The organism is Micromonospora musae (assembly GCF_003626545.1).
Lineage (GTDB): Bacteria > Actinomycetota > Actinomycetes > Mycobacteriales > Micromonosporaceae > Micromonospora > Micromonospora musae.
In genome coordinates, this window is sequence record NZ_RAZS01000003.1 from 125,992 (window position 1) to 138,179 (window position 12,188).

12 protein-coding genes are annotated in these 12,188 nt (G+C 67.3%); 4 read left to right on the forward strand and 8 right to left on the reverse strand.

What is annotated here, in order from left to right:
• Positions 1–32 precede the first annotated feature (32 nt).
• The 5 genes from D7147_RS08820 to D7147_RS08840 all read right to left on the reverse strand — a co-directional run bounded on the left by D7147_RS08820 (position 33) and on the right by D7147_RS08840 (position 4,441).
• Positions 33–1,100 carry a hypothetical protein gene (locus D7147_RS08820; RefSeq protein ID WP_120675589.1) on the reverse strand — a complete coding sequence of 356 codons (1,068 nt, stop codon included), beginning with the start codon at positions 1,098–1,100 and terminating at the stop codon, positions 33–35.
• Positions 1,097–1,663, reverse strand: coding sequence for an RNA polymerase sigma factor (locus tag D7147_RS08825; RefSeq protein ID WP_120675591.1), 567 nt, complete (start codon positions 1,661–1,663; stop codon positions 1,097–1,099). The genes D7147_RS08820 and D7147_RS08825 overlap by 4 nt, the downstream gene beginning before the upstream one ends.
• A 515-nt stretch (positions 1,664–2,178) precedes the next feature.
• Positions 2,179–2,691 carry a hypothetical protein gene (locus D7147_RS08830; protein ID WP_120675593.1) on the reverse strand — a complete coding sequence of 171 codons (513 nt, stop codon included), beginning with the start codon at positions 2,689–2,691 and terminating at the stop codon, positions 2,179–2,181.
• Between the two features lie 41 nt (positions 2,692–2,732).
• A complete protein-coding gene (locus D7147_RS08835; protein WP_120675595.1) occupies positions 2,733–3,317 on the reverse strand; it encodes an HD domain-containing protein in 585 nt (194 codons plus the stop codon).
• Complete coding sequence (locus D7147_RS08840; protein ID WP_120675597.1) at positions 3,314–4,441, reverse strand: helix-turn-helix domain-containing protein; 1,128 nt, start codon at positions 4,439–4,441, stop codon at positions 3,314–3,316. Before D7147_RS08840 ends, D7147_RS08835 begins: the two co-directional genes overlap by 4 nt.
• A 608-nt stretch (positions 4,442–5,049) precedes the next feature.
• On the opposite strand from D7147_RS08840, the gene D7147_RS08850 reads away from it, so the two are divergent.
• The 3 genes from D7147_RS08850 (at position 5,050) to D7147_RS08855 (ending at position 8,003) form a co-directional block, all read left to right on the forward strand.
• Positions 5,050–5,268 carry a hypothetical protein gene (locus D7147_RS08850; RefSeq protein WP_120675601.1) on the forward strand — a complete coding sequence of 73 codons (219 nt, stop codon included), beginning with the start codon at positions 5,050–5,052 and terminating at the stop codon, positions 5,266–5,268.
• Positions 5,265–5,438, forward strand: coding sequence for a hypothetical protein (locus tag D7147_RS32630; RefSeq protein WP_199734129.1), 174 nt, complete (start codon positions 5,265–5,267; stop codon positions 5,436–5,438). The genes D7147_RS08850 and D7147_RS32630 overlap by 4 nt, the downstream gene beginning before the upstream one ends.
• A 189-nt stretch (positions 5,439–5,627) precedes the next feature.
• Entirely contained in the window at positions 5,628–8,003 is a 2,376-nt protein-coding gene (locus tag D7147_RS08855) for a HelD family protein (protein WP_233563039.1), read from the forward strand.
• Here D7147_RS08855 and D7147_RS08860 read toward each other — a convergent pair.
• The 3 genes from D7147_RS08860 to D7147_RS08870 form a co-directional block, all read right to left on the reverse strand.
• On the reverse strand, positions 7,991–8,272 hold the full coding sequence (locus D7147_RS08860; RefSeq protein WP_233563040.1) for a hypothetical protein: 282 nt from the start codon (positions 8,270–8,272) through the stop codon (positions 7,991–7,993). The two genes, D7147_RS08855 and D7147_RS08860, sit on opposite strands and share 13 nt — an antisense overlap.
• Before the next feature lie 300 nt (positions 8,273–8,572).
• The gene (locus tag D7147_RS08865) at positions 8,573–9,049 is read right to left on the reverse strand and encodes a tetratricopeptide repeat protein (protein ID WP_233563041.1); all 477 of its coding nucleotides are present in this window, start codon (positions 9,047–9,049) and stop codon (positions 8,573–8,575) included.
• A 363-nt stretch (positions 9,050–9,412) separates the two neighbouring features.
• Positions 9,413–10,318 (reverse strand): ferritin-like domain-containing protein, encoded by a 906-nt coding sequence (locus D7147_RS08870; protein ID WP_120675607.1) that lies wholly within the window; start codon positions 10,316–10,318, stop codon positions 9,413–9,415.
• Positions 10,319–11,687: 1,369 nt separating this feature from the next.
• Between D7147_RS08870 and D7147_RS08875 the strand changes: the two genes are divergently transcribed.
• Positions 11,688–12,176 carry a GNAT family N-acetyltransferase gene (locus D7147_RS08875; RefSeq protein ID WP_120675609.1) on the forward strand — a complete coding sequence of 163 codons (489 nt, stop codon included), beginning with the start codon at positions 11,688–11,690 and terminating at the stop codon, positions 12,174–12,176.
• Positions 12,177–12,188: the final 12 nt, after the last annotated feature.

The window sequence follows — 12,188 nt, forward strand, 5'->3', positions numbered from 1 at the left end:
CAGGGCCTTCGGTGTGTCGGGCCCACGAACAGCTAGTCGCAGCCCAACGCTTGGACATAGCCGGTTGGCGGGGTCCCGGCGGCGACCTTGTCGGCGATGCCCCAGAACACCTCCGGCCAGTCACCCTTGTCGTTCATCTGGTGCAGCACTCGCCACTTGTGGCTGCTGAGCAGCGCGTCGCTTGCCTGCTTGAGCGCCGCGTCGTCGCCGATGCGCTTCGCGCGGAGCCATTCCGAGACCCAGGCGCAGCCGACGCTGCCGGTCACCTCCGTGCCGAACTGGTAGGGATCGTTGATGCCGATGTGACCCAGGGCGGCGATGTCGAACCTCGGCGGCAGCGGCACGTCGGCGAGCGCGATGGCCGCCTCCGCGGCCACCCGGTCGGGCGTGACGACCTCCGCCGGAAGCGCGGCGAGCCAGGTGCGGGCGTCGACGCGCACCACATCGGTGAGCAGTCGTTCGAACGTGTCCCGGGTCCAGCGGCTTCGGGTGCGAAGCTCGACGAAGACACCGTCGCGGGGACGAAGCGTGACCGCGAAGTCGCCGGCACTGTAGGTGAAGAGGTGACCGGACCAGCTGTCGATCGTCACGGGCTCCGGTTTGCTGGCGCGGAGCCGGTCGGCGTAGAAGTCGTCGTAGGCGTCGGCGGGGTACCAGTTCATCTCCAGCTCCGCCTGGCCGTTGCGGAAGGCGATGGTGCCCTGCTGCTTGGCGAATCCGTAGACGGTGGTCACCGTCCAGCCGGGCTGGTTGATCAGCAACCGCGGGTTCTCCTCGGCAGCCTTGATCGCCGCGGCCGAGTAGACGATCGGGGTGCCGGCGGGAACGGCCTGGCGGTCGTCCCGATGGTCGGGAAGCATGGCGGGCACGGCGAGGATGCCCGCGAAAAGGGCGGCCGCGGCCAGTGCGCCGACGGAGCGGCGGACAATGCTGCGGGGCGTCGTGGGGTGTGGCGGCGGCGGTTCGAGGACGCGCTGGAGGGTCGGCACAGACATGATTTCCTCCAGGAGTGTCTGCTGAGCCCCGTCGAGGTGTCCGATGACATCGGGTCGGTAGGGGTCGGCGTCCCGGACCAGCCGGTCGAGGTGTTCGTCGGTCATCTGCCCTCCTTCGGGGCGGGTGCGGTCAGGACGTCGAGTACATGTCCGGGTGGGGCGAGGTCGTCACTGATGAGATCGCGCAGCCTGGCTCGCGCGCGCGAAAGGCGGGTGCGGACCACGGCCGGGTCCACCCGAAGGACCATTGCCACCTCGCGCGGCTCGAGGCCCTCCCAGACGGTGAGCGTCAGCACCTCCCGGTCCAGCTCGCCGAGGCGGGCCAGCGCGGCCTGGATGGCGAGTCGTTCGGGTACCTCGCTGCCTGGGTCGGCGGCGACGGCGGCCCTCATTCGATGCCGGAGCCGCTCACCCAGTCGCTCGCGGCGTAGTCCGGTGCGGTGGTGGTTGGCAAGAATGCGTCGGGCGACGCCGTACAGCCACAACTTGACTTCGGCGTCGGCCGGCATCTCGTGACCGCGGCGCCAAGCGACGAGGAAGGTCTCGGCAACGACGTCGGCCGCGTCCTCGGGCTGCGCGGCACGTCGCAGGGCGTACGCGAGCAGCGGCTGGAAGTTGCTCGCGTAGATGCGTCGGAAGCGTTCCTCGTGCTCGGTCCCGGAGCTCACACACACCCCATGTCCGGTTGAGGTCCGATCGTGACAGCCCAGGCCGAGGAATGTGGAACATCGGGCAGGTGGCCCCGCCGCAGACGAAGAACGCCCGGGGGTGGAAGCGTGGCCGCGCACCTTTTCGCGATGGGTCATGTTCGTTCACGCTCGTGGGCCTGACGAATGGGCCGGCGCGGGTGGGGAGCCTGGACATCGCATCCTGGGGTTTGCGCAGCGTGCCCCCACCCGTGGAGGTGAGCGAATCCGGGCCATCGTGGACGGCAGGCAGGGGCGTGCTGGGCCGCTCGGCGATTTCGGGAGACCAGGCGGTGCAATCGAGCGCCAGCGGGATGTGGTCTGCATCAGCGGCAGGAAGGCGGCTCGGCGTCTCGGAAGCCGAGTCCGACGATCCGGGAGGAAGACCGCGCTGGCGTGCTCGACGGGCGCCAGAGCCGCACCGGGTGCCGATACGTCAATCGGGCCTGATCCTGCTCTACCGATTGGTGAACCGCCTCCACCTCATGGTTCGGAGATCAACTGACGCATTCGAAGGACAAGACGCTACTCGCTGGGGTCGTGATCCAAGCCGCCCGAACAGGGGCATGCCGTTGCGCCTCCGCCCGGGCATCGGCCAGAGCCGCAGCGCGCGGCGGTCCGATGGGAGCGAACCTGAATCCCGTGTTCTGGACGTCGAGGCTGTCGAGGCCGGTCAGACGGGGCTCATCGTCGAAGGTCATCTCGAAGTCGAGCTGCCATAGTTCAGGCTGCCAGTAGGGATCGGCACGATCACCGACATCAGCGACGGCCAACTGCCGAGCGAACGCCAGAATCGGGCGGTTGTCGCTCCAAGACCGTCGACCCCATTGAACTATGAAGCCATCAGCATCAGAGTCCGGAGTCGGGTCAATGCCATCGATCTCCAGTTGAAGGAACTCAGCGAACACATCCCATGCCGCTTCGACGTCCGTCACGGCGGCAGGCTCGACGCCGCGCCGCCCCAGCATTTGCGTGAACACGTCAATGCTGGCCTGCCAACGGATGCGCACGTGCCAAGCCTGCCCTGACGGAGCGGCCCAGCTGTCAGCAGCTAGGGCCCCGGCGTTCGGGAAGGGGTGAGCCAGGCGAGGGGCTGTCCGGTGAGGGCGGCGTCGGCGAGGCGGTGCGCGCTCGCGGTTTTGAGCGCTGCTCGTGAGCTGTCGATCCAGCGTTGAACGTTGTCGATGCCTTGGTGGCGGTATTCGACGGCTTGGACGAGGCATTCCAGTTTGTCGGCGTCACGGGCGATGATGGCTTCGAGGGTGTCGCCGGCTTCGTATTCGGCGACGGCGGCGGTGATGACGTCGGCGACTGCGGGTGGGCAGGCGGCGACCTGGTCGGCGGTGACTGCGGTGTTGGGCTGGGCGGTGAGGTAGCGCTTGGCGATGTGTGGGATGTCGGTGATCCGGGTTTCCTGGGTGTCGTGCAGGACGCACAGCATGGACACCCGGGCGGGGTCGGCGCCTTCCATGGCGGCGAGCATCATGCCGATGAGCGCGGTGCGGAAGGAGTGTTCGGCGATGGTCTCGGGGTGCTTGACGCCGGCGAACCACCAGCCGGTGCGGGCGGCGCGTTTGAGTACGCCGGCTTCGAAGATGAAGCTCATTGCTCCGGCGGCGTCGTGGTCGTCGCTCATCTGCCCGTCCCTGTGCCGGTGAGTCCGTCCGCTCGCAGGCGGTAGACGATAGAGGTTAGTTCCTGTCGGGATTGTGCGGAGATCCGGTCGCTGTCCAGGAGTCGGATTCCGCGGTTGAGGAGCGCCTGACTGGCGGTGGGGTTGTCGAGGGTGAGACCGCGTCGTGCGGCCAGCAGGGCCCACACGTTGTGGATGTTGAGGTCGACGAAGGGATGCCCTGGGTTAAGGCGCTCGACCAGGTGCCGGAGAAGTATCGAGCCGTGCCAGCACGCGAGCGCTCCGGGCATGAACGAGTCGTCGCGCTGGCGGTAGGGGACTTCCCCGACCCAGTAGGCCGAGTAGTTGAGGGCCGCGCGCTCGCAGGCGTCGTCCGGGTGCGCCCGCGCGAGGAAGTCCCGTAACGGTTCTGGGTCGCCCTGGTTGGCGAGGGACGTGGCGACGGAGCGGGCGTCCGGCCAGAGCGGTGACCAGGTGTGGAAGGTGGTCACCCGGTGGGTGCGTCCGGTGGTCTGGGTGAGCCATCCGGCCGCTGCTTGAGTGGGGTCCATTCCGGCGAGGAAGCAGGCTTGCCGGTGCAGCAGCACGTGCGGCTCGCGTCCGGCCGCGGCGCGTTCGGCGAGCACGCGAAGGTGGGCGAAGAACGCGCGTTGCTCGTCGGTGGGCAGGGTCGGCCCGGACGCTACCGGCCCCCGTCGGGGGTGAGTGGCGGGCATCCCTCTCGCGAAAGTCGGTGCCTGTCCGAGGACCGCCCAAAGGATCAGGTCGCTCAATCGGTGCGTGAGCACGGACCAGCCGAGCGGCTGCTCGGCGATGTCGCAGCGATCCACCTGCTCGTCGAGGACTGCGGCGAGGATGACGTCTGCCTCGGCGGCGTCTTCGAGCGCGGCGAGCAGAGTCGCGTTCGCCCCGAGCCGTCCGAGCCGGTGCCGGACGGCGATCGCTTGCCCGAGCGGTACTGCCGTGAATGGTCGGCGTCCGGATTCCCAGCTCTGCACGGTCACGCGGTCGACGCCCAGGTCAACGGCGAGCTGCTCCTGCGTCAGCGGGATGGACTCCCGGATCAGCTTGAACAGATAGCCGGTCACCTCGCCCCGCTGCGCTGCTGACCGTCCGCGACCTGCCATGCCACATCCCTACGTTGACCGCTGGTCGACGTTCCTGGCGAGCCGCCCCCTCCAGATCGCGCCGGATCGGTCAACGCCATCTTCAGAAGGGTGTCTGGCCTGCTCACGCGTACTGCCGGTGAGTCCAATCGTCGCCGTCGTGATCGTAGCGTCGCAGTTACCGAACGTTCCAGATCCGGTCCCGTGGCTCGGGACCGGCCATGGAGTGCTGCCCGGCGGAGGGAGTACAGGGATGCGGGACGGGCCACCACCGTGGCGGCGAGTCTCCTACGACCAATACGTGACCGCCGTCGCGATGACCCTGGCACGACGGCACCGCACGGCATGGTCGTGGCGAAAGTGGGCTTGGATCTGCCGCTGTGGCGTCGACCTGCCCTGCCGTAACCGACATCGCATACCGATCAACCGAGGGCACTGGCCCACCCAGGAGGGGCAGTGAGCAACGAGGCGGAGCCGCGCAACCGGGTCGTACCACTGCGGGCGAAACGCGGCCCGACTGCCGGTCGTGCGGCGTCGTGGTTGTGTATGGCGTACCCGTGCCGGCAGGCGGACTGGGCCATGAACCGGCGGCCGCGGTTCCTGACAGCGGGCCCACTCGGCGGGTGCGCATGAGCACCCACGGCCCAGTGCTACCGATCTGGAGCTGCGGCGGCTGCGACGCGCCCTGGCCCTGCCGCAGCCGGCAATACGAACTACGCGCCGAGTTCGACGGCGCTCCGATATCCCTGGCGCTCTACCTCGGTGCCCAACTCGTGCGCGCCTCCGAGGACCTGACCTGGATGCCGGCGGGATTGCTGCACCGACGCTTCCTGGGCTGGATTCGATGAGCATCCTTCGGCCCGGCGACGAGAAGTTCCACTACAGCGACGGCTCGCACCGGTGGATCCTGCCGAACCCGGACTACGACCAGGAGGTCTGGGACGAGCAAATCCGCCAACACAAGCACGGACACCTGCGCAATGAGCGCCCGAAGGTCCGCATCCAGCGCCCCGTCTGACGCCAGCAGTACAGCAGCCAGTACAGCGACCTGCCGGTCGAACCGACCTGCGCCGAGCGGCCTCAGGCCGATTGGTTTCGCATTGTGAACGACGATGTTCGCACGGTGGTCGGGTCGCGCGCGGGCAGTGCCAGCGTCGGCAGTCAGATCAGATATGGACCGAACTGTCAATAAGCAAATCACGATTAGGTGAGGCCACAATCGACCCGTACCTGCAAGGCATTGAGATTTCCATCTCTGCCGACGGAGTTCCTGGCGACGAGGGAGAACCAAACCTATGCTTGCCGCCGGAATGCGCTGCGGCTCATCCGAGCCGACGGGGAACACCGATACGAGGATTCGCGAATGCGCCGGAATTCTGCTCCGAACTACGGCACTGCTGGCGTCAGCGGAGTAACACCAGGCGGTGAACCGTCGGCTTCTACCGCAGAGGATGTCGCGCGCCGATCCGCGGTCGCCGAGGAGCAGGAGTTTCTCGACTCGGCCACGGCCCGACGCGACAGGCTGATCGACCACCTGCAGGCCGAGCTTTCGTCAGAGGCCCTGGACTCGCTGGAACGGGCCCGGCAGCGCATGCTCCGCCAGCAGTACGAGGAGCTACGGCGAGCAGAGGAAGGGCTGGTCTTCGGCCGCCTCGACGGCCTCGACGGCACCGTGCGACACGTGGGCCGTGTCGGTCTCCGCAACGACGGCGACAACAACGAGCCACTGCTGGTGGACTGGCGCGCTCCCGCAGCGCGACCGTTCTACACCGCGACGGCCGTCGACTCACAAGGTCAGGCACGGCGCCGGCACATACGCACCACGGGATCGATCGTCGTCGGTGTGGACGACGAGCCACTGGACGGGACCATAACGGCAGAACTCGTCGGTGAAGCCTCACTACTGGCCGCCCTCGACCAGCGGCGCACCGGCCACATGTCGACGGCGATCTCCACCCTGCAACGCGAACAGGACGACATCATCCGGGCCGAGGCGACCGGCCCGCTGATCGTTCAGGGCGGCCCCGGCACCGGCAAGACCGTGGTTGCCCTGCACCGCGTCGCCTACCTGCTGTTCGCCCACCCCAAGATGGCCGACCAAGCGGTCCTGGTCCTCGGCCCCTCGTCACGGTTCCTCGAGTACATCGCCCAGGTGCTGCCCGCGCTCGGCGAGACCGCCGTCGTCTCGGCGACCTGCGACACTCTGCTGCCCAGGATCCGCGTGGGCCGCGACGAGAGCCGGCTCCTCGCCGAGATCAAGGGCCGCGCGCTCTGGCAACCCGCGCTCGAAAACTACGTCACGTCGCTGCTTCCCCGGCCCCGTGAGCTGAAGCTGCGCTGGGAGGGCGACTTCTACGTCATCACGGCCGCAGCCGTGGCACAGGCGCTCGCCTCGGCGGTGCAGGGGCGCGCGTACCACCGCGCCCGGGCGGCGTTCGCCGAGCAGCTGCACAATCTCCTTGCCGAAGCCGTCGCCGAGCAGCGCGAGGCGCTGATGAACGAGATGGAGGAGGGCTTCGAGGACATCCTCGCCCGTGTCGACAGGAGCATGGAACATGATCACCACCCCGACAGGAGGTCCACCGGCAGCGACGTCGACGGACTGCTCTCCGAGGACGAGATCGAACAGCTCCGTTCTCGCATCGCCGAGAACGCCACCATCGCCCGGTTCATCGAGGCGTGGTGGCCCACCCTCGCAGCCGAATCCCTGCTGGGTGATCTCCTGACCGACCGCACCCTGCTGGCCCGGTTCGCCCCGCAGCTGTCCCCGGCGGAGATCACCGCAGTCTCGGCCGAGCCTGCCCCGTGGGCATCGAGCGACATTCCCCTGCTCGACGCCCTCGCCGACCTGCTGGGCGAGGTCGAAGCCCCGCAACCACAGGGCGAGTTCGTCGCCGACCACGCTCGCCGGCAGCGCGACTGGGTGTACGGCCACGTCGTCATCGACGAGGCACAAGAGCTCTCCGAGATGCAGTGGCAAATGGTCCTACGGCGCTGTCCCAGTCGCTCCATCACCGCGGTCGGCGACATCGACCAGGCGGAGGCGGCGCACCGGCACACCAGCTGGGCACAAGCGGTGCAGTCCGTTTTCGGAGACCGCTGGACCGCCGCGGAGCTGACCATCTGTTACCGGACCCCGCGTGAGGTCATGGACCTCACCGAATCCGTCTTGGAGAAAGCCGGCAGCCACAACGCGCCGCCACGGGCGGTACGTTCCTCCGGCATCGCCCCCTGGGAGCTCACGATCACGCCCGCCGAGCTTGCTGGCGCCGCCTCCCAAGCCGTACGACAGCTGCAGCAACGGTGGCATGGCGGCACGGTCGGCGTCATCGCCCCCGCCGACCGCATCGCCGAACTCCTGGCCGTGCTGGACGACGTGCCGGTGCTCACCGCAACCCAGTCCAAGGGATTGGAATGGGACGCCACGCTACTCATCGATCCCCAGGGCATCGCCGCCGAACCGCGCGGCTGGAACGGCCTCTACGTCGCGCTCACCCGATGCACCCAGGAACTCGGACAGCTGATACTCGAACAGCAAACGTCACCCCGCGGTTCCGTAGCCACTCCAAGTCAGCCCAGGTAGTAGTTGGCCCTCCAGCGGGATTCCTCCGCTGCCGAGAAGCCGACGAAGTCGCCGGCGGCTTCGCAGTCCAGTAGGTAGCGGAGCGCTTCCACAGCCTGCGCCAAGCCGTCAGCCTCCAGGTACGCCCTGGTGGCGTCCAACCCTGCTCCGCAGAGCAGTTGAACGTCGATCGAGCAGTGGGCATCCCAGCTCGATTCCTTGGCCTGCCAGATGACGAGCACGTCGCCCAGTTGGCCGGCGTTGAACAGCTGCAGACAGCACAGCTTCATGAGCTCTGTGTCCTGGTCATGCTGCTCACGGTCTTCCTGAGCTTGCAGCGGTATTTCGCGGATGCGAGGCAGATCGGCGGCGGACGGGCGCAGACCGTACCGGCGAAGGATTTCGTCTTCAGACGGCCACGGCCGTGCTGGCGGCGCGCAGGACGGCGCCCGACGACGCGCCGTTCCTCGCCGCGCCGCTAGACTGGTAAACGGCGCTTCACGCCGTCCGCACGGGAAGCCGCCGGCTGATCCGGGATCCTGCCCGGCGACCGCCGCCGGCTGCCGGCGGTCTCGTCGGCAGCGGTACGCCTACTCGCCGGCCAGCTGCTGCGCCACCCGATCGAGGCCGCCCCTGATCAGCTGCGCGTACTCGTCATCGCCGAGCGCGCCGATCCCCGCCTGCGCACGCTGGAGGTACTCGCGGGCACGGTCGAGGTCGCCGAGCTTGCGGTAGCACTCCGCCAGGTTCAGGTGCAACGACGGATACAGGCCGGCCACCGGCAGGGTCACGCCGGCCTGAGTGACCCGGGCGTCGGTGAGCAGATCGGCCGCCGCCAACGCCCGTAGATCCCAGGCCAACTCCTGGTGGACGTCGTCCTGCACATCGGCCATCGAGTGCGCGAGGACGCACACGTGCAACGGGTCGCCCTGCTCTCCGCCGATCTCGTCCCAGATCTGCGTGAACACGTCGCGCGCAGCCGCACGCCGGCCCTGATGATGGTGCAACTGCACGCCTTCGTTGATCCGGGCGAGCGTCGCATCGACGATCATCAGCTGCTCCTGCACGGCTCGGCTCCCGACGATGTCACGGATCCTAACCGGAGCGTGTATGGGATGGGGTTGATCAGGCGTAGGCGACGGTGCAGCGGGTTTGACGGCGTGCCGGTTTGCCGCGGGCGATGTGGCCGGCCATGCCGGCCGTCGCGGCCCTGCGCGGGTTTATTCGATCAGTCGGCCGGTGAAGCCCTGGTCGGCGGATCATGCCGGATCGGGGTGATCGTGTAGGCACTTCGTAGGGCATGCGATCACTGGGCAGCGGTCAGGTCGGAGGGGTAGCCGCGACGCGCGGACGCCGCGCCACCCGCTCCGGACCTGCCGGCAGGCCTCATCTCGCCACATCGTCCACAACAGATCTTTTTACACCCCCGCTCAGGCGGCTCCGGCGCTCATCACGATCTCGCCGTTCAGGCCGGCTGGGTAGAAGCCACCCGAAGTCGCCGGGGTCGGGCTCAGGTAGACGATGTTCAGAACGGACTGGGCCGTTCGGCCGTAGCACATCCCGTTCTCATCCGTGGGGATGAAATTCGGGTCTGCCGCCGTCCCGACCCCCTGGTCGTCGTCCGCCGGACCATCGAGACTGTTACGCGCGTCGGAGAGCTTCTGCACCGAGTCGAATACGGCGTCGTCGGTAAGTCCGACGCTGTAGAGAGCGGATCGGACGATCCCGGCGTGGTATGCCTCGGTGGCCAACAGGCCGGCGGCCGCATCAAGGTACGTTTTGTTCGACAAAAGTGACGCGGATCCTTTGAAGGCCGAGACTCCTACGTCTTCGAAGAGGAACGCCGCAAAGAGGAAGTTCAGGTCGTTCGCGTACGGGTCAAAGCTTTCGCCTTGCTTGATCAGACCAGCGGCGGTCGCGGCCGCGGTGAAGCTCGTATCCAGTGAAATCGCGGGACGAGCAACAGCGGAATCGCCGAGCGCGGATCGCAGGAAGGCGACGTGCTGCATCTCGTCGGCGGCGATCTCCTTCGCGAACCGCTGCACGAAGTTGCTGCTGAAGTTGACTGATCCTCCGCCGGACACCTCGCCGCGGACCCCGGTGCCGGTAGTCATCTCGTCAGGAAGCCCGGATCCCGTCGTCGCGCGGAGGTAGAACTCGGCTTCGAGATATTCGAGATTGAGCGCGAAGTTGAGGATGGCTGCGTCGCTCGGCGAGCCCCCACCCGCCGGGTCGGCCTTGCACACCTCTGGATCTACCAGGGCCGCGAGCCTTTGCCGATCCGTTTCGGATTCTGCACTTCGTGACACCGCCTCTGAGATGAACCAGTTGTCCATGCTGCCTCCGATTCGATGCATCCAGGTCCCTTGGCTGTCCGCACCGGCCGACCTGGCTGGAAGGGATGACACCACGTTAGTTGCGCACACGAACCTCAGGAATTGTTTGACGGAAGGCGGAGCGGGACGAATCAAACGTCGACTATGCTCCCTGGCCGTGGCGCGCGCAGTCGTCATGTATTACGGGCTGCGGAGGCACGTTCACGCATTATCTATCGGTTCGCCCGCGGTGCCGCCCGAGCGGGTCATGAGGTGGACGCGGCGCCTATGGCTGGCTTTGCTGCTGTCGGATCATTCATTTCCCATATCTCCCGGGTTCAGTCACCTGCGTGGATTCTGATCCCCGCTCCGTTGCGAGTTCGGCGGGTCCTCGTTCGCTTCTCGCGTGCCTTCGATGCTGGGCCGGCGGCTTCCTGGGCGTGGGCACACGGACTTGGCGTCGATTGAGGCATAAGCGGCGCAACTGCCTCCTCCGGGCCGCATGCGCCCTCGGCTTTGGGTTGCTCCGGTACGTGCTCTTGCCGGTACTTGGCGTCGAAAGCGGGGCTTTTCGAGCGGTTTCTCGGTACGCGGCCGAATTTGCGGAGCGGAGGCGGGTGGGTGCTGGGCCACTCCGGTAAAGGACGTCGACCGAGACGGCAGCGTTTGATCGGCAGGATGTCCACCGCGTCGACCGGCTGGCCGTCGACAACATCCTCGGCGGCGGGAGCCGGTCCCATCGAACCCTCCTGGCGTCGGGCATGACACTGGCCGCCGCCTCCGCAGGTCAGTCTTCGCGGACCAAACAGTCCAGTTACCGGTGCGTTGCAAGAACCGCTCGACCTTCGGGGCCGTTGTCGCACGCGGAAGCTCGCTGGATGCGCAGGTGCTATGGGTCAAGTGGCTGCCGGTTGAACTCGTTCTAGCCGGAGCTAGATTGGACCATCAAGTCCGTTGCAGCTACGATTGCGGCGATCTCCGGTTGATGGATGAGCGAGTAGTCGTCGTTCACGCATCAGGGCGGCGATCGTCATCGCGTCCCGCGACTCGGGCGGACTCAAATCCGGACAACTGGGCGACATCGGTGCCCGGCGACTCCCGGTCGCAGCGCGAGGTGATCCAACGATGCGAGGAACGACTCGATGACAGCTGCGCCGGTCCCACCGCCACAGGTGCCGACACCGGCCCGGCCTCGGCTGACGCCTCCACGCCGACCGGGCGGAGGGAGGGGAGAGGCGATCATGCGCCATCGCTCATGCGGACCCGGTACGACGAAGCGCGATTGCCGCCTCGCAAGAGAAGTCAGCGCGTCGACGACTGCGCCTTCATCTCCCGTCGATGACATGCAACTGGGCGCGTACGACTACCGCCACGATTTGAAAGTGACCCGATGACCAGCACCGAAGGCGTACCCCCCATGATCAACCCCATCGAGCCGACCCGCCACGCCCTCGGGTATTCCGACGGGGCCGGACACCCCGACGAGGAAGACATCCTCAGTCAGGACCAGGCCGTCCTCATCGACGAGGTAATCGATGATCCCCGTACCCCCGCGCTCGACTTGCAGGTCGTCAAGAACGAGAGACTCGGCACCTACGACGCCCTCGTCGGGGGCCGGGAGGTGGCCGGGCTGACCTACAGCGTCGCCGGAGACGACCGACTCGTGCTGCTCGGCACCTCCGTGCTCTCCGAGTTCCGCGAACAGGGCATCGCCACCGAGTTGATCCGACACGTCCTGGACGACGCGCGCGGGCAAGGCAAGACGGTCACCATCCTGTGCCCGATCGTCCGCACGTTCATCGAGCACAACCCCGAGTACGCCGACCTCGTCGACCCTCAGCATCCGGGAGTAACCCTGCGTCGCACCCATTCGTCCTGAACCCACCTTTAG

Excerpts from the sequence above, each read along its gene's own strand:
- D7147_RS08835 (WP_120675595.1), bottom strand. The coding sequence starts at position 3,317 with ATGAGCGACGACCACGACGCCGCCGGAGCAATGAGCTTCATCTTCGAA.
- D7147_RS08860 (WP_233563040.1), bottom strand. The coding sequence starts at position 8,272 with ATGAAGCTGTGCTGTCTGCAGCTGTTCAACGCCGGCCAACTGGGCGAC.
- D7147_RS08850 (WP_120675601.1), top strand. The coding sequence starts at position 5,050 with ATGAGCACCCACGGCCCAGTGCTACCGATCTGGAGCTGCGGCGGCTGC.
- D7147_RS08875 (WP_120675609.1), top strand. The coding sequence starts at position 11,688 with ATGACCAGCACCGAAGGCGTACCCCCCATGATCAACCCCATCGAGCCG.
- D7147_RS08870 (WP_120675607.1), bottom strand. The coding sequence starts at position 10,318 with ATGGACAACTGGTTCATCTCAGAGGCGGTGTCACGAAGTGCAGAATCC.
- D7147_RS08840 (WP_120675597.1), bottom strand. The coding sequence starts at position 4,441 with ATGGCAGGTCGCGGACGGTCAGCAGCGCAGCGGGGCGAGGTGACCGGC.
- D7147_RS32630 (WP_199734129.1), top strand. The coding sequence starts at position 5,265 with ATGAGCATCCTTCGGCCCGGCGACGAGAAGTTCCACTACAGCGACGGC.
- D7147_RS08820 (WP_120675589.1), bottom strand. The coding sequence starts at position 1,100 with ATGACCGACGAACACCTCGACCGGCTGGTCCGGGACGCCGACCCCTAC.